Raw genomic sequence first — 24618 nt, 5'->3', positions numbered from 1 at the left:
CTTAGTGCCAAATAATACAAATTTCATTAATAAAAAAAGGGAGAAGTACAGTACTTCTCCCTTTTTTTTGATTTATAATCCTGTCTTTTGATTTATCTTATCATAAATCTCAGTCACTTTTTTTGGAGCATTAAATCGATAACCCGCTGTAATTTTTACAGTCGATATGTTATCATTTAAACCTATATCACTTGTTTCACCTTGAACAAAATTGAGATAATTAATATTCATGAATACAAAAAACGAATCGGAATTGTAACCCGTTTTCAAACTCATATCCAATTCAGAAACCGCTTTAGCATGACCCTCCGTAAAATAAATACCTGCGCCCAAAGATAATCCTGCAGAAACTAAAACATGTTTTCCTAAAACCAGATTGTAAAAATAAGATGGCGCCAATGAGAACAAATATGTTTTCCCATTTATTTTATCTCCATCTCCATCATATTTTAGATTGGTGTAATACGCAGAAAAATTGGGAATAAAACTTCCTACACTCTTTGTTTGCCACTCATTTTGGCTCGCAATAGCTTTATAAGAAAACTTTTTATTAAAAATATAAGATGTAGCTCCTCCTATTTTAATCGATTTAAATCCTGGGAAAGCCGTATCTATACCATCCTGACTAACATAAAACCCTTTTTGATAAAAATAAGTAAAACTCTGCATCCATTGCTTATGATACAATCTTGCATTAAAATTTAAAAGCTTAGATCCTGAATTATCTTTATTGGCATTTAAAAATTTTGGGGAGAAACCAAATGACAAATCAACAAACTTAAACGAAAGTGAAGATCCTAATTGTTCTTTCCGATTAGGTATCAAATTAAGCACTTTCGTCCCTCCCTCAGAAATAGGGTAAACAAACTGAAAATTGTTAGATGTATCCAGATAATAAATACTTGCAGTAACTTTATCATTATATGATTTAAAATAGGAATTCTGAAGAGAATCTTTTTGGGCATAACACCCAAAAACTCCTGCAAAAAATATAATGTAAATCAGTTTTAGATCCATTTTCTATATCTATAATAAGTCAATTTAATATCGTAGAAAGCTCAAGCGAAGCATTATATTATAACTAATTAATATGTTTTCTAAGCAAAGCTCCAATGGAGCGATATGTCCTGTTTAATCTAGATTTTAAAAATTATTATTGAATCCAATCAACCGGATTTTCTAACACATTTATTAATTTTTCCTCATCACTTCCTGCTTCGGGATGATGGTCATAAACCCATTGTACATGAGGTGGCAAACTCATTAGGATGCTCTCGATTCTACCATTGGTTTTTAAACCAAATAAAGTTCCTTTATCATGAACTAGATTAAATTCTACATAACGACCACGACGAATTTCTTGCCATCTTCTTTGTTCTTCAGTGTATGATAGAGCTTTTCTTCTTTCGACAATTGGAACATAGGCTTCTAGAAAACTATTTCCTACTTCGGTAACAAAATTGTACCAATCCTGCATATTCATTTCGCTTGTGGCCTTGCAATAATCAAAGAACAACCCTCCAATTCCTCGAGCTTCGTTGCGATGTGCATTCCAGAAATAAGCGTCACATTGTTTTTTATATTTTGGGTAAAACTCTGGATCATACTTATCACAAGCTGTTTTACAAATCTGGTGAAAGTGCTTCGCATCTTCTTCAAACAAATAATAAGGCGTTAAATCCTGTCCTCCGCCAAACCATTGCTGAATTACTTTTCCTTTCTCATCATACATTTCAAAATAACGCCAATTTGCGTGTACCGTAGGAACCATTGGACTTTTTGGATGTAACACTAAACTCAATCCACAAGCAAAAAAATCAGCTTCACCTACATTGAACATTTTTTGCATGGCTTCTGGTAATTTACCATGAACTGCCGATATATTAACACCGCCGTTTTCAAAGACAGCTCCGTTTTCGATTACACGAGTTCTTCCTCCGCCACCTTCTGGACGTTCCCAGATGTCTTCGCGGAATTTGGCTTGACCATCAATTGCTTCTAATCCTGTAACTATTGTGTCTTGAAGACCTTGTATGTATTTATAAAATTGTTCTTTCATCTTGTTGTTAGTTCGTATAGTTCCATATCTAAAGGAAGTTCATCTGTTGGAGTAAATTCATTTATTAATGTTTTTATCCATAAGAATTGACCTATTTTTGCGACTTTAATACTTCCAAAATTCGTTTTATGAGAAATGATTTGTAATATTTTCAATTGTAATTCATTGAACACATAATTTGAAATATGGCTTACGGCCTCAGACATCCAGCCCTTTCTTTGATATTCTAATCCAATACAATAAGCAAATTCACCTTGTTTGGTCTCCCAATTCAATTTTTTGATAAAAATTAACCCTGCAATCTTATCTGTCTTGTTTTCTTTAATTGCAAAAGTAAACTCAGAGTTGGATTGAATCTCATAATTTTTTTCTAAAATATATTTTTCTGAAGCCTCAAGAGTTAAGTTTTTAGAAAGTGTTTTAGGAAAATATCTTTTAAAACGTTCTGCATTTGAAAACATTAATCCATAAAGACTTACTGCATCCTTTAAAGTTAAGATCGTTATTTGGAAGTCTTTTGTTTTATACATGCTCGCTTATTATGAATTATAAATTTGCTTTTGCTGAAGCTATTTTGCTAATGATTCCAAATGAAAAAATCTTACTTTCTTGTTGAACATATTCATAAATAGCAATTGCTTTTCCTGAAAAATTATAATTTTCAACAATTGAGAATTTAACTAGAAAATCTCCAAATAATTCTAATTGATTCCAATCTAAATGGCATCGAACCAGAAGTGTAATTAAATCTTTTTCGCTAAGATTAACGAGGCTCTCCACACTTAAACCAAAGTTTTTAAGGTCATTATCTATAAGACTCGTGTCTTCTACATTCCAAAACTTAGGCAAGAATCCAATAGACATTAATACTTTAAGCACATTGTCTATTCGGGTACTTTCTTCGTCTCGTAATCCTTTGTTTAGCATAATTTTTTAGTTTTCGATGGCATTACCAGTTAATAAATCGCGGTTTACTGTTGTCAATTATGAAAACTGTAAACCGCGACTAAATATATAGAAACTAAACTTTAGTTCCCGTATTCTTTTACAGCATCAATAAATGCTTTTGCATGATCCACAGGAATATGTGGTAAAATTCCGTGACCTAAATTTACGATATATTTGTCTTTTCCGAACTCATCAATCATTTGGTGTACCATTTTTTTAATGGTTGGAATTGGAGAAAGTAATCTTGATGGATCAAAATTACCTTGTAAAGTAATATTTCCTCCAGATAAATAACGAGCATTTCTTGCCGAACATGTCCAGTCAACTCCTAATGCTGAAGCACGGCTTTGACCCATTTCGCCCAAAGCAAACCAACATCCTTTTCCGAAAACAATTACTGGAGCATGATCTGCCAAAGCTTCAACAATTTGGTTCATGTATTTCCATGAGAACTCTTGATAGTCAACAGGTGAGAGCATCCCTCCCCATGAATCAAAAATCTGAACTGCATCAACTCCTGCTTTTACCTTTTCTTTTAAGTATAAAATCGTTGTATCTGTAATTTTTTGTAACAATGTATGTGCTGCTGCTGGATTTGAAAAACAAAATCCTTTTGCAGTATCAAAACTTTTAGAACCTTTACCTTCTACAGCATAGCAGAAAATTGTCCAAGGTGAACCTGCAAAACCAATTAAAGGCACCTCATCGTTCAGCATTTCCTTTGTTAATTTAATCGCATCCATAACGTAACCAAGACTTTCTTGAATGTCTGGAATATAAACTCTCTGAACATCCTGCATTGTACGAATAGGATTTGGCAAAAACGGACCAAAATTCTCTTTCATTAATACTTCAATTCCCATTGCTTGTGGAACTACTAAGATATCCGAGAATAAAATTGCAGCATCTGGAGCAATACGACGAATTGGCTGTACAGTTATTTCTGCTGCTAATTCTGGAGTTTGACAACGAGTGAAAAAATCATATTTATCACGCAAGGCGATAAATTCTGGCAAATATCTTCCTGCCTGACGCATCATCCAAACTGGTGGACGTTGAACTGTTTCTCCTTTTAATGCTTTTAAAAATAGGTCGTTTTTTAACATGTTTATTATTTGCTTTAGGCTTTAAGCTTTAGGCTTTAAGCGTTTTATTTGTCTATAAATTTGCTTTAAGTTTATGGCTTTAAGCATTTTGTTTGTCTATATTTTTTACCTCTAGCTTAATGCCTAAAGCATATTGCTATAAAAATTACTTACAGCTTACTGCTATACTCAGTTATTACATCTTCAAGTACATCTTCAACAGTTGGTTGATCAGCGATGATGATGTTTTTAGTGATTTTTTCTAAAGCTTCTGCTGTGGTTTCTCCAATACAAAAGCATTTTTCATTTTTAATAGTATTGTCTTTCAAATAACTTTCAATTCCAGAAGGGCTATAAAACAAGATTCCATCTACAGGTGAATTAATTTTTTGAGGTGTTAAGGTCGTTTCATACACCTTAATCTCATTCAGTTTTACCCCTGCATCTTTTAACGCTTTAGGCAAAGTTTCTCTGCGGAGATTTCCACTGAAAAAAGTATAACTTTCATTAGCATATATCAGAGTTATTATTTCGGCTAAATCAGCAGCGTAACCAGTATAAGCGACTACATTAAATCCATTTTCAGATAATAAAATCTTTGTTTTTAAACCAACACAAAAGACATTTTTACTTTTCAATTCTTCTGATTTTGGATCAGATAAAACACTATGAACTGCATTTTGGCTCGTGAAAATCAAATTTTCATTGATGTCTTGAATCTTAAAAGGTTTATTTTGAGTTTCAATGAAATTTGCTTCAACTAAATCAATATTTGCTTTTTTCAATTCTTGTTTTTGAATGTTCGAAAGTACTTTTGTAGATAATATTTGGATTGATTTTGCCATTATTTTTTCAGAGATTCTTTAATCGTTTTCATCAATTCGGCCCCGCCATTTTCAAGAATCTCCTTTGCCATATTAAATCCTAATTTTTTCCATTCTTCAATTGGAACAGTCTTATCTATTTCCATTTTAACTTTCCCATCCAATGAAAACAAAGCGCCTTGAAAATGAAGCGTATCTTCTTCTTCATTATATTGAACTAAAGCTCCGATTGGTGCAGTACAGCCTCCTTCTAAAGTTCTTAAAAACTGGCGTTCGATATAGGTAACAATTTCTGTTTCGATATCATTAAGTTGGGTTAGAGCATCTAACGAAAAATTATCTTTCTCCATTGCCACGACAACCATTGCTCCTTGTGCTGGTGCTGGAATCATCCAATCCAGATTAATATAATTCCCTGGTTTTAAATTGATTCTTTCTAATCCTGCTGCTGCAAAAACGGCTCCGCTCCAATCGCTATCGTTTAATTTTTGCATGCGTGTATTTACATTTCCACGTAAATCCACTACTTTATGATTTGGGTATTTATTTAACCATTGCGCCTGACGTCGTAAACTTCCAGTTGCAATAGTAGCTGACTCATTTAAGAAATCCAGATTGCCTTTATGAACCAAAATGTCCAATGAATTAGCTCTTTCCAGAACTGCAGCCTGAACAATTCCTTTTGGCAAAGCCGTAGGAACATCTTTCATAGAATGCACTGCAATATCTATTTCGCCATTAATCATGGCAATATCAAGAGTTTTGGTAAAAATCCCGGTTATTCCGAGTTCGTAAAGTGGTTTGTCAAGTAATATATCACCTTGCGATTTAACCGCAATAATTTGGGTTTTATATCCTAAATCGTTTAGTTTTTTCTCGACCGTATGCGCTTGCCAAAGAGCCAATTCGCTATCGCGAGTTCCTATTCTTATGATTTTGTCTGCCATTATTATTTTTTAAAACTAAGGGTTGCTTTTTTTACCATTAAGAAATTAAGGTTCATTAAGCATTGTCTTTAGTTTTTAAGTTGCTAATTATTATATTTAAAAGTATTAAGTCATAACACAAAACTTAATTTTATTCATCTCTTAATGGTAAAATTTTATTTTGCGTAATGCGAAATTTTATTTTGCGCTCACTCCTATTTTAAATACTTTTTCAATCCATTCGATACTTTCATCTACCATAGTATCATCATCTTTTAGGTGATTGGCAAAATGAGTGGTGATCTTCTGAATGATTCTATTGCTGATAATTTCGGCTTGTTCCTCATTAAATCCAGCTATTTTTTTGCTTTGGAAATCTAATTCTGAATTTTTTATCGCATTCAGTTTTTCTTTCAAAGCATTAATCGTTGGTGCAAATTTTCTCCCTTTGGTCCAGGTTACAAATTCTTCCTTAATTTCTTCAATGATAGCTTCGGCAGCAGGAATATGTTTTTTACGATTTTCTAATGTTTCATCTGTAAGTTGCGACAAATAATCCATGTGAATTAATGTAACTCCTTCCAATTCCTCTACATTTTCATTTACGTTCTTAGGAATCGATAAATCCAAAATCAATAAAGGCTTTTTAAGATTTAGGATTGCTTTATCGACTGTAGGGTTTTGTGCTCCCGTTGCCACAACAACAACATCGGCTTTTTGTAATTCAAGATGTAGCTCTGAATAATCTTTTACAACAAGATTTAATTTTCCTGCTAGTTTTTCGGCTTTATCTTTAGTACGGTTTATCAAAGTGATATGCTCGTTTTTAGTATGCTTTACTAAATTCTCACAGGTATTTCTACCGATTTTCCCTGTACCAAACAACAAGATATTTTTGTTACCAATATCTTCTACGTTTTTTATAGATATATTGAACCGAAGCAAAAGATACTGAAGTAGCACCTGAACTTATTTCGGTTTCATTTTTAATTTTCTTACTAGCCTGAATCACCGCGTTTACTAATCTTTCGATAAAAGTATTGGCCAAACCTAAAGATTTTGATTGTGTAAAGCTTGATTTTATTTGTGCAATAATCTCAAAATCTCCCAAGATCTGACTGTCTAAACCAGTTCCTACTTTAAATAGATGATTAATTGCTTCATGATTTTTATATACGAAACCTACTTTTTGAAATTCTTCGATAGAACCATTACTGTTTTCGCAAATCAATTTTATAAGTTGAAAAGGATGCTCGGCAAACCCGTATATTTCGGTACGATTACAAGTAGACGTAACTATTAAACTTTCAATTCCCTCATTCTTGGCTTGTTCCAGTAGGCGCACTTTCGCATCAGCGTCTAAACTAAATTTACCTCTAATCGCTGCATCAGCTTTTTTATAGCTCAGTCCAACTGAATAAAAATAGTGATGTTTCGATACGTTATTATTTTCCATAAATACCCTTATCATAAAAGTGCAACAAAATTATCATTATAGTATTTATAAAAGTAACGCTCAAAGTACTTTTTGTGTCGCTATGTGTTTTTTTAATTCTAATTGGTTGTAATTATGCAAAAAACGTTATTTTTGTAGCAAAATCAAGTCTTTCGAATTGTTTTATTTAGAGTTATTCTAAATAAGATTCTGGATTAACTTTCATTTTTAACAAAAAAAAATATCGCTATGAGTTCTCAAGAAATTATAAAAATTGAAGACGACTTTACGCTTATTCGTTTCCAGAATGACAGTTCGGAGGTATTTAATGCCCAGCGAGAGATTGGTAGTGGTCTGATACAGTTTCACTTTGGTATAAAAGGAAAAGCTAAATTCCTGTTCAATCAGGGCAATTATGCATTGGAACTACAAGAAGAAAAATCATTGCTTTTATACAATCCTCAAAAAGAATTACCCCTTCATTTAGAGCTTGCTCCTAATTCTTGGGTTATATCTATGATCATTTCTATTAAGAAATTTCATGCATTATTCTCTACCGAAGCCGATTATATTACTTTTTTGAGTGCTGACAACAAGGATAAAAAATATTATAATGAAGGAAACATTAGTCCATCAATGGCAATTGTTCTGAGTCAACTATTTCATTATAATTTACACCCATCTATAAAAAACCTGTATTACAAAGGCAAAGGATATGAATTATTGAGTTTATACTTTAATAGAACCGAAGATCCAAATGCTGAACAATGCCCATTTTTAATAGATGAAGACAATGTTCTAAAAATACGAAAGGCCAAAGAAATTATTATTGCTAACATGGCCGAACCGCCAGGATTACAAGAATTAGCTGATGAAATTGGTCTGAATTTGAAAAAGCTCAAAATGGGCTTTAAACAAATTTATGGCGATACTGTTTATGGTTTTTTATTCGATTATAAAATGGACTACGCCCGAAAATTACTTGACAGTGGTTCTTATAACGTAAACGAAGTAGGCCTAAAAATAGGATATAGTACTGGAAGTCATTTTATTGCAGCTTTTAAAAAGAAATTTGCAACAACTCCAAAAAAATATTTGATGTCGATTAATACCAATGTTTAAAATCAATATCAATTTTCTATATCAAACAATAATTAAAAAATAGTTAATCGCAATTTAACAAAAAGTAAGAATCTATACTTTTGCCAAAATTTAAACAAACAAATGCTTAAAGCCTAAAGCTTAAAGCCTAAAGCAATAAAATCATAATGAAAGGTGTATTATTAGTAAATCTGGGTTCCCCCGAAAGTCCAACTCCAAAAGACGTAAAACCATATTTAGATGAATTTTTAATGGATAAATACGTGATTGACGTTCCGTATTTATTGAGAGCATTATTAGTTCGTGGAATCATCTTAAGAAAAAGACCAGAAGAATCGGCACATGCCTACGAAAAAATCTGGTGGGATGAAGGTTCACCGCTTGTTGTTCTTTCAGAAAGAATGCAAAAGAAAATTCAACCTTTAGTAGATGTCCCTGTTTCGTTAGCAATGCGTTATGGTAGCATGACAATTGAAAAAGGGTTACAAGAATTACATGAAAAAGGGGTTACCGAAGTATTACTTTTTCCTTTATATCCTCAATATGCAATGGCATCGACTTTAACAATTTTGGTTAAAGCTGAAGAGATTCGTAAAAAGAAGTTTCCACAAATGACTTTTACAGATGTCCCTGCATTTTATAACAAACCAGATTATATTAAAAACCTTGCTGATTCTATCCAAAGAAATTTGGTTGGTTTTGAATACGACCACTTATTGTTTTCATACCACGGAATTCCCGAACGTCACATTCGTAAAACGGATATAACAAAATCACATTGTAAAATTGATGGTTCTTGTTGTAACACACCATCGCCAGCGCATGATTTTTGTTACCGTCACCAATGTTATGAAACAACAAGACAAGTAGTAAAGTTATTAGGTCTTCCTGCTGACAAATATAGTTTAACTTTTCAGTCACGATTGGCTGGTGACAAGTGGCTTGAACCTTATACTGATGTTGAAATTAATAAAATGCCAGGTAAAGGAATTAAGAATTTGGCAGTTGTAACTCCAGCTTTTGTTTCTGATTGTTTAGAAACATTAGAAGAAATCGCTATGCGTGCCAAAGAGGATTTTGAAGCAAATGGTGGAGAAGAGTTTTTAGCAATTCCATGTCTGAATGACGATGATGAATGGTGCGAAACGGTTGGAAATTGGATTAAAGACTGGCAAAAGAAAAACTAGTAAACTCTTTTAGATACGTTTTATGGAATATTACAACTACCTGAAATCGCTTCACCTCATCTTTGTAATTACTTGGTTTGCTGGGCTGTTTTATATTGTTCGTTTATTTGTCTATCAAATAGAAGCCAATGACAAACCATCTCCTGAAAAAGAAATTTTACAAAAACAATACAAGTTAATGACCTATAGATTATGGTACATTATCACCTGGCCATCAGCAGTATTAGCAAGTATTTTTGCTTTTTGGATGTTGCTTTTTACCAATATAGGAAAAGTCTGGCTACAAATGCCTTGGATGCACGTAAAGCTTGGTTTTGTATTTTTATTATATTTATATCACGGAAAATGCCATCAGATATTCAAGCAATTGCAAAATGACAATGTAAAATACACCACAAATTTCATGCGTTTGTGGAATGAAGGAGCAACAATAATATTGTTTGCTGTAGTGTTTTTGGTTGTTTTAAAAAATGCAATCAACTGGATTTATGGTGTAATCGGAATTTTTTTATTTTCAGTTTTAATCATGCTCGGATTTAAATTTTATAAAAGATTACGAGAGAAAAAATAAGTTTTTTTAGTTTCAAGTTTCAGACTTCAAGTTGCCAATAGCAGCAGAATATGAAACCTGAAACTTGAAACAAAGAAAACAAAAACGTATGTTTAACAACTTCAAAATGTCAATGCTTTCGTTGCGTGTTAGGATATTCCTTTCAATGATTGTATTGATTGTTGTTGCCTCTGTTTTGCTGGCTTCAATTTCTATTATTCAATTTAAGAATGAAGCCAAAGAATACCACCAAGAACGTTTAGAACGCAAAGAAAATGCAGTAAAAGAACACATCAACTATGTGTTATCTACAACAACTTATCCTTTAAAAACTGCTAACTTAGATTTAATTTTTAAAGATAAGATTCATGAATTAGCCCAAATTCATAATATCGAAATCAACATCTATAGTCTTAAAGGAGAACTTTTAAAATCATCCAAAGAATCATTTGCAGTTGATAAAGTCTCTCCACCAATCCCAGAATACATCTTAAAACTAGTACGTTCTTCTATAGAAAAACGTTTTGTAGATATAAAAACTCAAGATGGTGTGAAAAATCGCTCTTCTTATAGTTTGATTAAAGATGAAAAATTCAAACCACTTGGTATTTTAAACCTACCCTACATAGAAGATGATGGTTATTATGAGAATGAATTAAATACTTTTCTAATTCGTTTGGGGCAAGTATATTCATTTATGCTTATTGTTGCCTTTGCTCTAGCTTATTTCTTATCAACCTATATCACCAAATCACTAAAAACCATTTCGGACAAACTAAGTGAAACCAATCTGAATCAAAAAAATGAAAAGATTGTTTTGGAAGCGAGCAGCAAAGAGATTAATTTCTTGATTAAGTCTTACAACGGAATGGTAGAAAAGCTCAAAAAAGTGCCATAAAACTAGCTCAAAGCGAACGTGAAGAAGCTTGGCGCGAAATGGCAAAACAAGTGGCACACGAAATTAAAAATCCGCTTACGCCAATGCGTTTGACTGTACAGAGTTTTCAAAGAAAATTTGATCCTACAGCACCTGATGTTAAACAAAAACTAAATGATTATTCCGAAACATTAATTCAGCAAATAGATACTATGACTGCTGTAGCTTCAGCATTTTCTAATTTTGCCTTCGATGCCTGCACAACAAAATGAAACATTAAATGTTGTAGAAGTTGTTGAACTTTCGCTCGATATTTTTAATGAAGAATATCTAGTTTTTCAAAGTGATGAAGAGGAAATTATTTCGAAAATGGATCGAACTCAGCTGATCCGAATTATCACTAATTTGGTTAAAAATGCTACTCAGGCTATTCCTGAAATACAAAATAACAAATCAATACTGGTTACAGTAAAAAGAAAAGGTGATAATGTTGAGATTACTGTAAAAGACAATGGAATAGGAATACAAAAACAAGATATTGATCGCGTTTTTGAACCAAAATTCACCACTAAGAACAGCGGAATGGGTCTTGGTCTTGGAATTATAAAAAACATTATCGAAAATTATAAAGGAACAATTACCTTTGAAACAGAATACGGAAAAGGAACCACATTTACGGTTACATTACCAATTACAAACTCATAAAATAACAGTATCATGAACTACGAAAATATACTAATCTCAATCGAAGAGAAAATTGCAACAATTACAATTAATCGTCCAACTAAGCTTAATGCTTTGAATAAAAAGACAATTAATGATTTACAAAAAGCATTTAAACTATTAGCAAAGAACAATGATGTTCGTGTAATTGTTTTAACTGGAAGTGGGGAAAAAGCATTTGTAGCTGGGGCTGATATCTCAGAATTTGCTAATTATACCATTGAAGAAGGAACTGCTTTGGCAGCTGATGGCCAAGAAAAATTATTTGATTTTATCGAAAACCTAAAGAAACCAGTTATTGCAGCCGTTAATGGTTTTGCTCTTGGTGGCGGATTAGAATTAGCAATGGCTTGTCATTTCAGAATCGCTTCTGATAATGCTAAAATGGGATTGCCTGAAGTTTCTCTGGGACTAATTCCTGGATATGGAGGAACGCAACGTTTGCCACAACTTATTGGTAAAGGCCGTGCAATGGAAATGATTATGACTGCAGGAATGCTTAACGCTGAAGAAGCAAAACAATACGGATTAGTAAACCATGTAGTACCACAAGCTGAACTAATTACTTATTGCAACGGCATTGCAGAAAAGATAATCAAGAATGCTCCAATTGCTATTTCTAAAGCTATTAAAGCTATAAACGCCAACTATAAAGATGGTAAAAATGGATATGAAGTTGAAATAAAATCTTTCGGAAAATGCTTTGGAACAAAAGATTTTATAGAAGGAACTACTGCATTTTTAGAGAAAAGAAAAGCTGTTTTCACAGGAAAATAGATTTTTATTAACCGCAAAGAACGCAAAGTTTTACGCATGGTTCGCTAGTAAAATTCAAATAAAGCTTTATGAACCTTGTGAGAGTCTTAGCACTCTTTACAGTTAAATCAATTATAACATTAAAACAAAACCATGTCTTACGAATCCATATTAAACGAGTTTTGGCAAAAAGTAAAAGAAAGTATCCAGAACGGAACTTTTGCTAAATTAACATTGGCTAAAACTATTGGTGACACCGAAATAAAGAACATATATCTTCGCCTTGTCATTAACGAAGACGATGCTACTTACGGCGTGTCTCTTACTGCACGTTATAAAACAGAAGAAATAGAAAGTTTTCATACCCTTGACGAAGCTTTTATTGTGTTAACTCCTTATATCAAAAATCCATTTCTAACCGCTTTATTATTTACAACTGATGCTGATATTACTTTTAAAGTAAACAAAAAAAATGTAGGAAGTATTATTGAGCAAGCACCTACCTTTAAAAATGCATCTCCTGTAATGCTAGAGATGATTGAAAAAGGGATTGTGTAGAAAAGACAATGGCACTTTCTACTAAAACCACCATTTTAAACCTCAACCAATAAATAAATTTACCAAATGAAAACCGCAGTAACATCTTTATTTTTAACGGCTTCTCTTTTAATGAGTACAGCATTTTTTGCTCAAACTACTATGAAAGAGTATAAAGCTGGACATACATTTAATATAAGCATACCTGATTACATGGCTAAAACCGCAGACTTAAACAGTTCTGCAGCAATACAATATAAAAATGAAGTAAAAGAATATTTACGGAATGTTATCTGTGATTAAAGAAGAATTGGGACTACTTGATATGAACTACACTTCTATTTCTGATTTTTATGAAGACTTCATCAAAGATTTTTTAAAAGATGAAGAAAAAAGAACCGTATCTAAATCAAAGTCAACAAAAAAAGGCGACATGAATTTTATCGAGTCTGATGCAAGTTATTATGATAAAGAAATCAATAATAGTATTTACTACTTTGTTGGAATTGTAGAAACTAAAACCGCTTATTATAAAGTCTTATCGTGGTCATCTCTAGAGAACAAAGACAAATATAAAGCTGATTTTCAAAAAATACTATACAGCATTAAAGAATAAAAAAAGAGCCAAAGTTAATTGATAAACTTTGGCTCTTTTTTTACAGAAATACAAGTACAGAAAATTGAATACTGACTTCACCCCTTCCCACTCTGCGTAAAATTGTGAAAGGAATGTTTCCATAAATCGATGTCTTTCGGTTGCAATTTGTTTTCCAGTTTCTGTATTCATTTTATCTTTAAGCAGCAATAATTTCTCATAGAAATGATTAATTGTCGGTGCATTATTCTTTTTGTATTCTTCTTTAGTCATATTGGTAATCGGGGCAATACTAGGATCATAAATGATTCTATCTTTATATCCGCCATAATGAAATGCTCTTGCTACGCCAATAGCACCAATAGCATCCAAACGGTCTGCATCTTGCACAATATCTAACTCTATAGAAGTAAATTTTTTCTCAAAATTACCTCCTTTGTAAGATATGTTTTCGATAATCTTTACGACATGTGCTATGATCTCTTCAGGGGCATGTTCTGATTCCAGAAACAAACGCGCAGTTCTGGGTCCGATAGTCTCATCTCCATTATGAAACTTACTATCGGCGATATCATGCAACAAAGCTCCTAATTTTACCACTGTGCTGTCACAAGGAGTGTTTTTAGCAATTAAAAGTGCATTTTTATATACTCGTTCAATATGAAACCAATCATGCCCTCCTTCGGCATCATTTAGCTTTTCTTTTACAAAAGTGATTGTTTTGTTTATTAATTCAGAATTATTCATATTCATGTATTTATTAATGCTTCTCTGCAAAACTAAAAAAAGCAAACAGATTTTATTGATTAAGCGGATTTAAATAGAATAGTTTAGCTCTAAATCCTCATTTTAAACAAAAAATGTTGATTGTCAAAGTCCTGAAAACCTTAACAATCAACATAACTATTTATATTTTTTTCAAAGTTCAGTTTCAAAGTCAAAATTCAATTTTAAATTTTAAATCTAAACTCGGAAATCTTAAATTTAAAGTCTTGCTGGTTCTACCCATTTAAAGATATGTGATTCTTGAGGGATAACTAATCTTTCAGAAATCTTAGCCATTCTTCCTGGTAATTTCATCAAATAATCACGGGCTTTCTCAGCTTCATCTGTAAGTCCTCCTATTTTATCGATTTCCCATTTGTCAATTAATTTTTGCATGATATCAACATAATCACTAGCAGTGTAAACACCAATACGCTGTGCTGAATCTGAAAATTGTTCGAAAGCTGAGCTTATTTTTTGTCCTGATTCTCTCAAGAAGTGTGCAGGCATAACGATTTTTGCTTTCATCATATATTGAAAAGCAAGCATCATTTCGCTAGGATCTACTTGAAAAATACGTGTAACAAATTCGCTATATGCATGATGATGACGCATTTCGTCACCAGCAATCATTTTACACATTTTAGACAATTTGTTATCTCCATATTTCTTAGCCATTTGTGCCACTCTGTTATGCGAAACATAAGTTGCAAGCTCCTGAAAACTAGTATATACAAAGTTTTTATATGGATCTGTTCCAGTTCCGATATCAAAACCATCGTTGATTAAATGCTGAGTAGTCATTTCTATTTCGCGCATGTTTACACGACCAGACAAATACAAATATTTGTTTAGTAAATCACCATGACGGTTTTCTTCACCTGTCCATTGTCTGATCCATTTAGACCATCCATTTCCACCATTTTCAACTTGATTGATGCCTTCTACATCCATTAACCATGATTCATAAGTAGGCAAAGCCTCTTCAGTAATGGTATCTCCTACTAAAGTTACCCAAAAATCATATGGTAAATCTTTGGCTATTTCACGTAGTTCTTTTACTTCTTCAAAAAAAGTATCTTTTTCAGAATTAGGTAAAAAATCTGACGGCTGCCAAATCTTTTCAACAGGGATTAAATACTGTTCAACGAAGCTGTCGACGTTTTTCTCCAAAAACTGCATTACTTCTAATCGAATGTTTTTTATTGACATTTTATATAATTTAAATTTTAATTCCTTCTACTACAGCCTTTTCCGACTTCTCCATTATCGTTGCAAAATCATAATCTTTCACTGCCAACGGTTTATGAATGGTAAAGGTAAGGTGATTTCCTAAACCCACGGGAAAAAAGCCAAATTTTACCATTTTCCATGAGTTATTAATACTGACAGGTACAACATATGCTGATGGTGCATATTTGCATAATATTTTCAAACCACTTTGTGCAAATTCCTTAGGCTTACCAGTTTTACTTCGAGTGCCTTCAGGGAAAATTACAGCAGAACGTTTGTGTTTTTCTATATATTCAGACAATCCTTTAATTGTTGGAATGGCTTGTTTAGGGTCTTTTCTATCAATTAGGACAGAACCTCCATGACGCAAATTATATGATACACTTGGTATCCCTGAACCTAACTCCTTCTTACTTACAAATTTACAATGAAAACGGCGTAAATACCAAATCATTGCCACAATATCGTACATGCTTTGGTGATTTGAAACAAAAATAATAGGAACCCCCTCAGGAATCAGTTCTCTATTCTCAAATTTATAAGTTGTACCTATAAGATTTGTGCATTTTATCAAAAAGAAATTAAGATAATCAACACTCTTTTTATGTGCTTGGTAACCAAAAACATTAAGACAAACCCATTGAATCGGATGGAAAATTGCTAGACAGAAGCCAAAACACAAATAATAAACGACGGATATAGGGTACGAAATTAGTTTTTGCATGCTTAAAAAATTAGCTGCAAAAGTAATAAATATATTTTTAGCGCTAATTAAATCGCAAATAATAATAGGTTAGTTGTTAAATTGTACCTTTGTTGCATAATTCACAGTATTTTCCTAAATTAAAAGATGAACTTTACTTACCCAAAAAACGAACGCCTAAAAAGCAAAACAACAATTGGACTACTATTTTCTGAAGGAAAATCAGTTTCTAAATATCCGTTGCGATTAGTTTATTATTCGGGTGATATTAAGCAAGATGAGAAAATAAAAATGGGAGTTTCGGTATCCAAAAAATACTTCGAAAAAAGCTGTTGACCGCAATTACTTCAAACGAGTTTTACGTGAAACCTACCGACTAAACAAACACATTTTACTTGATAATTTAGACAAACCCTATTCATTTATGCTCTTTTACCAACAAAAGACAGGTTGTCTTATAACGAAATCAATACCAAAACAATTCAATTGTTTGAAAAATTCGTACTTCAAATAAAACCAAATCCTACTCCTGAAGCCAAAACTGATTTACAAAACGACGCTATTCAATAACTTTTGACATTGTAAAACGTCTTTCGCTACAGACTCACGTTAATGTTACTGAATTATTCTTATTTTAGTACTCTGAAATTTAAGATAAATCACAAACATGGTCACGTTTTTCAAAAAATATATTATAATTCCTATTGTTGCAGCTGCATTTTTATTCATTGGAACCAGTTTCAAAGATGACTTCTTTGAAATTGCCAAACAAATAGAAATCTTCACAACCTTATTTAAAGCTGTTAACACCAATTATGTAGACGAAACCAATCCTGGTGATTTAATGGACAAAGCCATTAAGAGCATGTTGGGCAGTTTAGATCCTTACACCGTTTATTTTAATGAACAAGATGTCATTAATTTTAAAATCAACAATACTGGGGAGTACACTGGAATTGGAGCTTTGATTACCCGCAAAGCCGACAGATTAATTATAAAAGAACCTTACAAAGATTATCCTGCTGATAAAGCTGGACTTAAAGCTGGCGATGAAATTATTCAGATTGGTGATGTATTAATTGCTGATTTTAAAGACGATGCTTCACAATTACTTAAAGGTGCTAAAAACACCAAAATTGCCATTAAATATCTACGTCAGGGAAAAACAAATACTACTGATATTATTCTGAATGAAATTGATATTAAATCGGTTCCTTTCTTTGGAATGATAGATGCTAAAACTGGCTATATTGTTTTGGCTCATTTTAGCCGTAAAGCTTCTGCCGAAACTCAAAATGCATTAGAACAGCTTAAGCGCGATGGCGCTACTCAGATTGTTTTGGATTTAAGAGGAAATCCTGGTGGGCTTCTTAATGAAGCTGTAAATATTTGCAATCTTTTTGTTCCGAAGAATGAAGTTATTGTAACTACAAAATCAAGAATCGAAAAACATAACAATACCTACAAAACAACCAAAGAGCCTATAGATACACAAATTCCATTGGCAATTTTAGTTAACGGAAAAAGTGCTTCGGCATCTGAGATTGTTTCGGGAGCATTACAAGATTTAGACCGCGCTGTTGTTCTTGGAAGTCGCAGTTTTGGTAAGGGTCTCGTGCAACGTTCTGTTGATCTTACTTACGGGACTCAGTTAAAAGTTACCATTTCTCGTTACTACACTCCTTCTGGCCGCTGCATTCAGGCACTGGATTATGCGCATAAAGACAAAAATGGTATTGCTACAAAAACAGATGCCAAAAACTTTAATGCTTTTAAAACTAGAAAAGGAAGAACTGTTTATGACGGTGGTGGAGTTATGCCTGATATCGAATTAGACGAAACTAAATTAAGTGCTATTACCAACGCTTTATTAAAAAACGATGGTATTTTTGACTATGCTACTAGCTATTATTACAAGAATCCAAATCTTGGAACTCAGATTCCTACTCTAACGGATGCTGATTATAGTAGCTTTAAACAGTTTCTAAAAACTAATAAAATTACTTTTGATACCGAAACTGAAGTAGCACTAAAGAATACTTTGGCTGCAGCTAAAAAAGAAAAAATAGACGAAACTATTACTTCTGAATATCAGCAATTATTGAATGCTCTTGAAAAAAGCGAAACTACTTTGCTTGACAAGAACCAAAAAGAAATCAAAAATCTAATTCTGGAAGAGTTGATAAAAAGATACCAATACCAAGAAGGTTTGTACCAATACTACATTAAAAACAACTCAGAGATTAAAAAGGCTGTTGGCGTTTTAAACAATCAAACAGAATATAAATCTATCTTAAAGATGTAATTCAATAAAAACAGATTTTATAAAAAAATGCAAAAAGGAATGTTTTTCTTTTTGCATTTTTTTTTTTGGAAGTACAAGTCTATACCTTAAAATTAATTATACTAACTAATTAATTTTCATCATTATAAAGTGAGCCAATTAACTACATCTTTAAATACTTCATCCCAATGATAGCTATCCTCTAAAGGATTTCCGTTAACATCAAATTCTTTCTTTTCATAATTATGGCTGTAGTTAGGATAAGCTTTGAGTTTTATATTACTTTTTGGTAATAAGAAAGGTAGTAAATCATTGTGTGCTGAACCTATATCGGCCGATCCATACACAACCAATATTGGATTTTTAAATTTTCGTAGGCTCTCATAACTCATATGTTCGTTATAACTCAACCAGTTATTAAAATCTATATCATCCTTATACGTTATCTTACTTACTGGAATGTTTTTATAAACATCGATTAAATTATCAATTTCTAATTGAGAAGCTTCGTCATTATTTGTTCCAAAGCCCTTAACTCTCTCACGCAAAATGCTTTCAGTTACTCTATTAAAAGGATCTGCCGACATACAAACTAGTTTTGCAATTTTTGTATTGCTCTTTGCTAGTTTACACGCTACTCTGTAACCTTCAGAATGTCCGATAACAAAGATGGAATCTTTTATGACCCTTTTATCATCATATAAATAGTTTATAACCGATTGTACCTGACTAACTCTGTATCCTAAATTATTGTTTTTTAAATACTCTAGAGGTACTTCTCCGTTTGCATCAAGATAACCGTTTGCATCTTTATCGTAACTGCCGATTAAAGGAATTCCTTTTCTTGCAATAATGATAAAATTAAATTTTTCAGAATACTCTTTAATACTAAACGGAATCAGAGAATTAGATACTTCTTGATCATAAAAAATTACTGGTAAAGGCAAGGAACCCTGAACAAATAAAATTGTTGGTTTTGGCACTTTAGATTCACTTTTAGACATCAAAAACACAATTGTATCCTTCTTTGTCTTTAGGGATATTTTATCAAACCGCGCTTTTTGCAAATGGAAATCTTCTCCGCTTTGTGCATGCATAACAAAACACGAAAATGAAGCTATTATAAAATATCTAAGCATGCTCATTTATCAAATTTAAATTGTTTCTATATTCTTACAGAAACAAATATATCCTATAAATGTCATTTTTACTAATCAGCTATTTAATTTGAATGTTTGGACAAAGCCAAAAAAATATTAGTAATTAACTTTTAATCATTTCAATATGCGGAATATCGTCTTCCAGATACATTTCACTGGTTTGTATAAAACCATGGCTTTCGTAGAATTTTTTCAAATATAATTGCGCTCCAATTGTGATATCAGTTTTACCAAAATGGCTTTTAATTGCTTCTATTGCTTCTGTCATTAAATCATGTCCCCATTTTTTATCACGATAACCAGAACTTACAACAACTCTTCCTATTGAAGCATTATCAAAACTAATTCCTGCATCAAAAAGTCGTGCATGTGCCACAATTTTACCTTCATACTCGCCCATTAGGTGCAAAGCAAGTTTATCTTTCCCATCAATATCTAAATAGACACAGTTTTGTTCCACGACAAAGACTTCACTTCTTAATTTGAGGGTATCATATAATTCATGAACAGTTAAAGCCTCAAACGGCTTAATTTTCCAAATTGGTTTCATCTGTAATAGTATAATCTGATTTTATAATAACGAATATTATCGGTTGTTAATTTTAACCGATTTTATAATGGCTTCAAGCTCTAACATTGAATCTCGTTCTTCATGAGAAGGAGAATAACAAAACCCTTCCAGAACCAATATTCGATTATAAGCTTTATCAATAATTGCATAATTAATAAATGGCCCAGTCATGAAATCATTTCTTAAATCCCAGGTTCCTTTGGTTTCAAATGCATTTTTTCCATCGATACTAATTTTAGAAAAATAGGGTGCATAGGCTTCTTCAGTGATCATTCGGGTATTTGGTTCTCTGCCTTTAATATACCTTCCTACTGAATCTCGCATTCTAACAATATTACCAACAATATCAGAGTTTTTGGTAATATTATTTATTGGAACTTGATAGATGAGTAAACTTGTGCTTCCGCTTACCATTTCTTTTTTCAGCCAAATAAAATTACGTTTATGCAATACGTAATTATATCCTGTTGGAACATCTAACTTTATGTGAAACTTATTATTAAGGATTGCAGGATTCAACAATGATTTACTGTTGATTCTTTGACATTCAGCAATTTCAGTTTCTCTAATAATTCGAATAATCTGTGGTGTATGAATTTCAAAGGCATTTATAATATCCGAAACTCGATTTTCCAGATATTCGAAACACATTCTGAGGTGATGTGTATACATTTTTTGTGATTTCGAATTTAGTGACATTCGTTTTTTTAACCACTATAATATTTCGCCCATCGGTCATAAAACCTTCTAATAACTTGGCTGGATATTGATTTATGGTAAATAATGGCTCTTCTTGGATGAGTCCAACTACTGGTGAAGCAAATTTATTTCGGATACTATCTCCTACCTCTCCATACCACAACTGATCATCTATGATAATCGAGATTGTGTTTATCTTACTGCTATTCTTGTGCTGATGTATCTTCTCATTCTTTTTAAGACATGAGAAAAACAAAAATAGGATTATAAGCAATAAAAAATGGGTTTTATTCATTTTTAATTTTTAGTTAAGTTCTGAAATAAAACCCAAATTTATATACAATTTTTGATTATCCGTTTATTTTGAGTTTCATTCCGGGTTTAATATCTCCGTTTTCAATATCATTCCATTTTTTAATATCTGAGATTGTTACTCCTGGATATTTTTTAGCGATGCTATACAACGAATCTCCTTTTTTAACATAATAATCTACTCCACTGTTTTTTACAGCTGCTGATTTTTTCTTGAAAGTATCAATGTTGTTTGATGCTACTATTATTTCAGGAGTCTCATCTGATTCTTCTGCTTTTGAATGGATTACTAGCTTTTTCATTGAAGCTATCATATCCATATTCTCTGCATTTAATCCGTTCCATTCTTTTAAGTCAGATAACGAAACATTAAGTTTCTTTGCAATACTGCTTAAGTTATCTCCTGCTTGCACTACGTAAAGTGACGGTGCTTCTTTAGTATTTTTATCGTCAACACTAGCAATTGCTTCTTCTGTACGTTTTTTATCTACAGCTGGAGCTAATTTTACTTCGTTAATGTCTTTCTTAATAATTTTACTTTCCGAAATAATTTTCAAATTTCTTCCAAGAGCAATTGAATTACTCTTTAGATTATTCCATTTCTTTAATTGTACAATCGAAACATTGTATTTACTTGCTATTGAACCTAAATTATCTCCTGAACGAACTTTATATAGTTGTGTTTTTGAAACAACTGTTTGAGTTGATTTAGGTGAAGTCGCCTTAGTTGTAGCAATTAATGTTTGAACTTGATTTATTTTTGAATTTGATTCATGATCAAGATATGCATAAATTTTATCTTCATTAGAGGCAAATACGGCAGCTTTTTCTTTTGGTAATCTCAAGAAATGCTCTTCATCTTGATAAAACGGAACTAAATTAAGTTTGTATGAAGGGTTTAATAACTGTAATTGTGCTTCGGGAACATCCAATAAATTTGAGATTTGCCTAAAGGTCATTTTCTCTTTAATTCGAATTGTGTCTGTTTCAAAATGCTGTACAACCGCTCTATCTGGAACTATGCCATGTTCTTTATGGTATTCATAAAGATACATTGTTGCTAAAAAAGCTGGAACATACCCTTGTGTTTCTTTTGGCAAGTGATTGCGAATCTCCCAATAGGTTTGTTTTCCTCCTGAACGACGAATCGCTTTTGATACATTTCCAGGACCTGAGTTATATGATGCTAAAACTAGTTCCCAATCGCCAAAAATTTTATACATCTTTGACATATAATCGGCTGCTGCAGTTGAAGCTTTTAAAGGATCGCTACGCTCATCAATAAACGAATCTATTTTTAGATTATATTGTTTACCTGTATGGTACATAAACTGCCAAAGCCCTGTTGCACCCATTTTAGAAACTGCTTTAGGGTTTAAAGCAGATTCTACAACGGCTAAATATTTTATTTCTAAAGGAACATTTTGCTTGGCAAATGCTTCTTCGAACATTGGAAAATAATACTCTGATAAAGCCATTAATCGAGAAAATGATTTTTTACGATTTTTTAAGAACGACTTTATAATATTTTCCAACCCTTGATTATACTGAATATTAAAGGGTGATTTTTCATTCATTGCCTGAAGACGTTGTTTTAGCAACTCGGTTGGCAATTCATAATCTACCTTTGTATCTGTATTTATTGTTTGGATATCTTTTGATAAATCTTCGTAAATATCTAAACTCACTAGTTCCTTCATCCAGAGACTATCTACGCGAATTGCATAGTCGTCTTTTACGAATGATTTCTTAACTGAATCTAAATATGAAATTTTGATTTCCGGTTTTACAACGGTATTTGTTTGTGCAACTTCTTGTGCAAACAAGCCCATTGTGGATAACAGGAGTACTGATAATGTGGTATTTTTTACAATCATAATGTATATTTCTACTGGCTATATTTCAAACAATTATAATGCCATTATTTGCAAACTTAATAACTACAAACTAAAATACTCTTTAAAAAGTGTTAAAAATGAGGTAGTTAGTCTAAAATAGCTGCTATTCCAGGTAAAACTTTACCTTCTAACATTTCTAACATTGCTCCACCTCCGGTAGATACATAACTCATTTTATCTTCGAAACCAAATTGTTTCACAGCTGCTACTGAATCTCCTCCTCCTACTAGTGAGAAAGCTCCATTTGCAGTTGATGCGGCAATGTAATCTCCTAAAGCGATGGTTCCTTTAGCAAAAGATTCCATTTCGAAAACTCCTAATGGTCCATTCCATAAGATCGTTTTTGAATCCATGATTACTTTTTCAAAGTTTGCTAATGATTTAGGACCTGCATCCAGACCTTGCCATCCATCAGGAATTGCAGATACATCTACTATTTGTGTATTTGCTGTATTTGAGAAATCATCTGCAGCAATAACATCAACTGGAATATGAATTTGAACTCCTTTTTCTTTAGCCAATCTCAAAATTTCAAGTGCTAATTCTAATTTGTCATCTTCACAAATAGAATTTCCAACTTTACCACCTTGTGCTTTAATGAAGGTAAATGTCATTCCTCCTCCAATAATCATATGGTCTACTTTGTCTAAAATGTTTTCGATAACCGTAATTTTCGAAGAAACTTTAGATCCTCCCAGAACTGCTGTAACTGGTTTTTCACTATTTTTAAGTACTTTATTTAAGCTCTCTATTTCTTTGGCCAATAATGTTCCGAAACATTTTTCGTTAGGAAAAAATTGGGCAATTATTGTTGTTGAAGCATGAGCTCTATGTGCTGTTCCGAATGCATCGTTTACATAGATATCTCCTAATGATGCTAATTCTTTTGCAAAAGCAACATCTCCTGCTTCTTCTTCGGCATGAAAACGTAAATTTTCTAGTAATAATACTTCGCCTGGTTTTAAATTAGCAGCAGCATCTTTAGCAATATCACCAACACAATTTGCAGCAAACTGTACTGGTACTCCTAAGATCTCTGAAGCTGTTTTTAAAATATGTTTTAAAGAGTATTTTTCTTCAACTCCTTTTGGTCTTCCTAAGTGTGACATTAAAATCACGCTTCCTCCTTGTGCTAAAATTGTATCAATTGTAGGCTTTGCTGCTTCTATACGAGTTGCATCTGTTACATTAAAATTTTCATCTAATGGTACATTAAAATCAACACGGATTATTGCTTTTTTATTCTTAAAATTAAAATCTTTTAAAGTTTTCATTAAGGTAAGTTTTTTAGTTTTTTTGAAAGAATAACAAATATAGAACTTTTAACTTAGTAATAAATTCGATAAAAATAAAAAACGTGGGTTTCTATAAACGAAAACGTTGTAATTCC

General features: G+C 32.3%; 24 protein-coding genes and 3 pseudogenes. 10 read left to right on the top strand and 17 right to left on the bottom strand.

The genetic code is table 11. The features are described from left to right. Positions 1-72: 72 nt before the first annotated feature. From AC1RYN_RS05310 to hemA, 8 genes and pseudogenes are all read right to left on the bottom strand, one after another. Complete coding sequence (locus AC1RYN_RS05310) at positions 73-1017, bottom strand: DUF4421 family protein (protein WP_481806118.1); 945 nt, start codon at positions 1015-1017, stop codon at positions 73-75. 136 nt (positions 1018-1153) lie between these two features. Continuing rightward, entirely contained in the window at positions 1154-2059 is a 906-nt protein-coding gene (gene hemF, locus AC1RYN_RS05305; protein WP_481806117.1) for an oxygen-dependent coproporphyrinogen oxidase, read from the bottom strand. Continuing rightward, on the bottom strand, positions 2056-2589 hold the full coding sequence (locus tag AC1RYN_RS05300) for a GNAT family N-acetyltransferase (protein ID WP_481806116.1): 534 nt from the start codon (positions 2587-2589) through the stop codon (positions 2056-2058). The genes hemF and AC1RYN_RS05300 overlap by 4 nt, the downstream gene beginning before the upstream one ends. Before the next feature lie 16 nt (positions 2590-2605). Then, positions 2606-2986 carry a hypothetical protein gene (locus AC1RYN_RS05295; RefSeq protein WP_481806115.1) on the bottom strand — a complete coding sequence of 127 codons (381 nt, stop codon included), beginning with the start codon at positions 2984-2986 and terminating at the stop codon, positions 2606-2608. Positions 2987-3087: 101 nt separating this feature from the next. Then, the gene (gene hemE, locus AC1RYN_RS05290; protein ID WP_481806114.1) at positions 3088-4113 is read right to left on the bottom strand and encodes a uroporphyrinogen decarboxylase; all 1026 of its coding nucleotides are present in this window, start codon (positions 4111-4113) and stop codon (positions 3088-3090) included. Between the two features lie 149 nt (positions 4114-4262). Continuing rightward, positions 4263-4937 (bottom strand): uroporphyrinogen-III synthase, encoded by a 675-nt coding sequence (locus tag AC1RYN_RS05285; protein WP_481806113.1) that lies wholly within the window; start codon positions 4935-4937, stop codon positions 4263-4265. Next, a complete protein-coding gene (gene hemC / locus AC1RYN_RS05280; RefSeq protein WP_481806112.1) occupies positions 4937-5863 on the bottom strand; it encodes a hydroxymethylbilane synthase in 927 nt (308 codons plus the stop codon). Before hemC ends, AC1RYN_RS05285 begins: the two co-directional genes overlap by 1 nt. 177 nt (positions 5864-6040) lie before the next feature. Beyond that, positions 6041-7298: pseudogene (gene hemA / locus AC1RYN_RS05275) on the bottom strand (glutamyl-tRNA reductase). Positions 7299-7526: 228 nt separating this feature from the next. On the opposite strand from hemA, the gene AC1RYN_RS05270 reads away from it, so the two are divergent. From AC1RYN_RS05270 to AC1RYN_RS05235, 8 genes and pseudogenes are all read left to right on the top strand, one after another. After that, positions 7527-8399 (top strand): helix-turn-helix domain-containing protein, encoded by an 873-nt coding sequence (locus AC1RYN_RS05270; RefSeq protein ID WP_481806111.1) that lies wholly within the window; start codon positions 7527-7529, stop codon positions 8397-8399. Between the two features lie 146 nt (positions 8400-8545). Next, positions 8546-9565, top strand: coding sequence for a ferrochelatase (gene hemH / locus AC1RYN_RS05265; RefSeq protein WP_481806110.1), 1020 nt, complete (start codon positions 8546-8548; stop codon positions 9563-9565). A gap of 22 nt (positions 9566-9587) precedes the next feature. Further along, positions 9588-10136, top strand: a complete 549-nt coding sequence (locus AC1RYN_RS05260; protein WP_481806109.1) for a CopD family protein — start codon at positions 9588-9590, stop codon at positions 10134-10136. Positions 10137-10281: 145 nt separating this feature from the next. Beyond that, positions 10282-11697, top strand: a pseudogene (locus AC1RYN_RS05255) (ATP-binding protein). A 12-nt stretch (positions 11698-11709) separates the two neighbouring features. Continuing rightward, positions 11710-12492, top strand: coding sequence for an enoyl-CoA hydratase/isomerase family protein (locus AC1RYN_RS05250; protein WP_264286647.1), 783 nt, complete (start codon positions 11710-11712; stop codon positions 12490-12492). Between the two features lie 132 nt (positions 12493-12624). After that, complete coding sequence (locus AC1RYN_RS05245; protein ID WP_481806108.1) at positions 12625-13029, top strand: hypothetical protein; 405 nt, start codon at positions 12625-12627, stop codon at positions 13027-13029. A gap of 66 nt (positions 13030-13095) precedes the next feature. Further along, the gene (locus AC1RYN_RS05240; protein ID WP_481806107.1) at positions 13096-13311 is read left to right on the top strand and encodes a hypothetical protein; all 216 of its coding nucleotides are present in this window, start codon (positions 13096-13098) and stop codon (positions 13309-13311) included. Next, a complete protein-coding gene (locus AC1RYN_RS05235) occupies positions 13304-13624 on the top strand; it encodes a hypothetical protein (RefSeq protein ID WP_481806106.1) in 321 nt (106 codons plus the stop codon). The genes AC1RYN_RS05240 and AC1RYN_RS05235 overlap by 8 nt, the downstream gene beginning before the upstream one ends. On the opposite strand, the gene AC1RYN_RS05230 is transcribed toward AC1RYN_RS05235, so the two are convergent. The 3 genes from AC1RYN_RS05230 to AC1RYN_RS05220 all read right to left on the bottom strand — a co-directional run bounded on the left by AC1RYN_RS05230 (position 13604) and on the right by AC1RYN_RS05220 (position 16325). After that, on the bottom strand, positions 13604-14350 hold the full coding sequence (locus AC1RYN_RS05230; RefSeq protein WP_481806105.1) for an HD domain-containing protein: 747 nt from the start codon (positions 14348-14350) through the stop codon (positions 13604-13606). The genes AC1RYN_RS05235 and AC1RYN_RS05230 overlap by 21 nt on opposite strands. A 237-nt stretch (positions 14351-14587) precedes the next feature. Continuing rightward, positions 14588-15580: an acyl-ACP desaturase gene (locus tag AC1RYN_RS05225; RefSeq protein ID WP_264286643.1), complete on the bottom strand. Its 993-nt coding sequence runs from the start codon at positions 15578-15580 to the stop codon at positions 14588-14590. Positions 15581-15590: 10 nt separating this feature from the next. Beyond that, complete coding sequence (locus AC1RYN_RS05220; protein ID WP_481806104.1) at positions 15591-16325, bottom strand: lysophospholipid acyltransferase family protein; 735 nt, start codon at positions 16323-16325, stop codon at positions 15591-15593. A 126-nt stretch (positions 16326-16451) separates the two neighbouring features. Between AC1RYN_RS05220 and rnpA the strand changes: the two are divergent. Then, a pseudogene (gene rnpA / locus AC1RYN_RS05215) lies at positions 16452-16874 on the top strand (ribonuclease P protein component). A gap of 97 nt (positions 16875-16971) precedes the next feature. Beyond that, positions 16972-18609, top strand: coding sequence for a S41 family peptidase (locus AC1RYN_RS05210; RefSeq protein WP_481806103.1), 1638 nt, complete (start codon positions 16972-16974; stop codon positions 18607-18609). 122 nt (positions 18610-18731) lie between these two features. Here the strand turns inward: AC1RYN_RS05210 and AC1RYN_RS05205 are convergent, their stop codons facing one another. The 6 genes from AC1RYN_RS05205 to AC1RYN_RS05180 all read right to left on the bottom strand — a co-directional run bounded on the left by AC1RYN_RS05205 (position 18732) and on the right by AC1RYN_RS05180 (position 24502). Further along, the gene (locus AC1RYN_RS05205) at positions 18732-19733 is read right to left on the bottom strand and encodes a hypothetical protein (protein ID WP_481806102.1); all 1002 of its coding nucleotides are present in this window, start codon (positions 19731-19733) and stop codon (positions 18732-18734) included. A gap of 118 nt (positions 19734-19851) precedes the next feature. After that, positions 19852-20298: a GNAT family N-acetyltransferase gene (locus AC1RYN_RS05200; protein WP_481806101.1), complete on the bottom strand. Its 447-nt coding sequence runs from the start codon at positions 20296-20298 to the stop codon at positions 19852-19854. A 36-nt stretch (positions 20299-20334) separates the two neighbouring features. Beyond that, positions 20335-20991 (bottom strand): DUF4837 family protein, encoded by a 657-nt coding sequence (locus tag AC1RYN_RS05195; RefSeq protein ID WP_481806100.1) that lies wholly within the window; start codon positions 20989-20991, stop codon positions 20335-20337. Continuing rightward, positions 20918-21313 carry a DUF4837 family protein gene (locus AC1RYN_RS05190; protein WP_481806099.1) on the bottom strand — a complete coding sequence of 132 codons (396 nt, stop codon included), beginning with the start codon at positions 21311-21313 and terminating at the stop codon, positions 20918-20920. Before AC1RYN_RS05190 ends, AC1RYN_RS05195 begins: the two co-directional genes overlap by 74 nt. A gap of 55 nt (positions 21314-21368) precedes the next feature. Beyond that, positions 21369-23207, bottom strand: coding sequence for a LysM peptidoglycan-binding domain-containing protein (locus AC1RYN_RS05185; RefSeq protein WP_481806098.1), 1839 nt, complete (start codon positions 23205-23207; stop codon positions 21369-21371). 107 nt (positions 23208-23314) lie between these two features. Continuing rightward, entirely contained in the window at positions 23315-24502 is a 1188-nt protein-coding gene (locus AC1RYN_RS05180) for a phosphoglycerate kinase (RefSeq protein ID WP_481806097.1), read from the bottom strand. Positions 24503-24618: the final 116 nt, after the last annotated feature.

This window comes from Flavobacterium sp. TC780 (genome assembly GCF_056783245.1).
This window is presented reverse-complemented; position numbering and strand designations above follow the sequence as displayed.

What these genes read in the sequence shown, in the direction of transcription:
- AC1RYN_RS05310 (WP_481806118.1), bottom strand. Translation starts at nt 1,017, where the DNA reads ATGGATCTAAAACTGATTTACATTATATTTTTTGCAGGAGTTTTTGGG.
- hemF (WP_481806117.1), bottom strand. Translation starts at nt 2,059, where the DNA reads ATGAAAGAACAATTTTATAAATACATACAAGGTCTTCAAGACACAATA.
- AC1RYN_RS05300 (WP_481806116.1), bottom strand. Translation starts at nt 2,589, where the DNA reads ATGTATAAAACAAAAGACTTCCAAATAACGATCTTAACTTTAAAGGAT.
- AC1RYN_RS05295 (WP_481806115.1), bottom strand. Translation starts at nt 2,986, where the DNA reads ATGCTAAACAAAGGATTACGAGACGAAGAAAGTACCCGAATAGACAAT.
- hemE (WP_481806114.1), bottom strand. Translation starts at nt 4,113, where the DNA reads ATGTTAAAAAACGACCTATTTTTAAAAGCATTAAAAGGAGAAACAGTT.
- AC1RYN_RS05285 (WP_481806113.1), bottom strand. Translation starts at nt 4,937, where the DNA reads ATGGCAAAATCAATCCAAATATTATCTACAAAAGTACTTTCGAACATT.
- hemC (WP_481806112.1), bottom strand. Translation starts at nt 5,863, where the DNA reads ATGGCAGACAAAATCATAAGAATAGGAACTCGCGATAGCGAATTGGCT.
- AC1RYN_RS05270 (WP_481806111.1), top strand. Translation starts at nt 7,527, where the DNA reads ATGAGTTCTCAAGAAATTATAAAAATTGAAGACGACTTTACGCTTATT.
- hemH (WP_481806110.1), top strand. Translation starts at nt 8,546, where the DNA reads ATGAAAGGTGTATTATTAGTAAATCTGGGTTCCCCCGAAAGTCCAACT.
- AC1RYN_RS05260 (WP_481806109.1), top strand. Translation starts at nt 9,588, where the DNA reads ATGGAATATTACAACTACCTGAAATCGCTTCACCTCATCTTTGTAATT.
- AC1RYN_RS05250 (WP_264286647.1), top strand. Translation starts at nt 11,710, where the DNA reads ATGAACTACGAAAATATACTAATCTCAATCGAAGAGAAAATTGCAACA.
- AC1RYN_RS05245 (WP_481806108.1), top strand. Translation starts at nt 12,625, where the DNA reads ATGTCTTACGAATCCATATTAAACGAGTTTTGGCAAAAAGTAAAAGAA.
- AC1RYN_RS05240 (WP_481806107.1), top strand. Translation starts at nt 13,096, where the DNA reads ATGAAAACCGCAGTAACATCTTTATTTTTAACGGCTTCTCTTTTAATG.
- AC1RYN_RS05230 (WP_481806105.1), bottom strand. Translation starts at nt 14,350, where the DNA reads ATGAATAATTCTGAATTAATAAACAAAACAATCACTTTTGTAAAAGAA.
- AC1RYN_RS05225 (WP_264286643.1), bottom strand. Translation starts at nt 15,580, where the DNA reads ATGTCAATAAAAAACATTCGATTAGAAGTAATGCAGTTTTTGGAGAAA.
- AC1RYN_RS05220 (WP_481806104.1), bottom strand. Translation starts at nt 16,325, where the DNA reads ATGCAAAAACTAATTTCGTACCCTATATCCGTCGTTTATTATTTGTGT.
- AC1RYN_RS05210 (WP_481806103.1), top strand. Translation starts at nt 16,972, where the DNA reads ATGGTCACGTTTTTCAAAAAATATATTATAATTCCTATTGTTGCAGCT.
- AC1RYN_RS05205 (WP_481806102.1), bottom strand. Translation starts at nt 19,733, where the DNA reads ATGAGCATGCTTAGATATTTTATAATAGCTTCATTTTCGTGTTTTGTT.
- AC1RYN_RS05200 (WP_481806101.1), bottom strand. Translation starts at nt 20,298, where the DNA reads ATGAAACCAATTTGGAAAATTAAGCCGTTTGAGGCTTTAACTGTTCAT.
- AC1RYN_RS05195 (WP_481806100.1), bottom strand. Translation starts at nt 20,991, where the DNA reads ATGTATACACATCACCTCAGAATGTGTTTCGAATATCTGGAAAATCGA.
- AC1RYN_RS05190 (WP_481806099.1), bottom strand. Translation starts at nt 21,313, where the DNA reads ATGAATAAAACCCATTTTTTATTGCTTATAATCCTATTTTTGTTTTTC.
- AC1RYN_RS05185 (WP_481806098.1), bottom strand. Translation starts at nt 23,207, where the DNA reads ATGATTGTAAAAAATACCACATTATCAGTACTCCTGTTATCCACAATG.
- AC1RYN_RS05180 (WP_481806097.1), bottom strand. Translation starts at nt 24,502, where the DNA reads ATGAAAACTTTAAAAGATTTTAATTTTAAGAATAAAAAAGCAATAATC.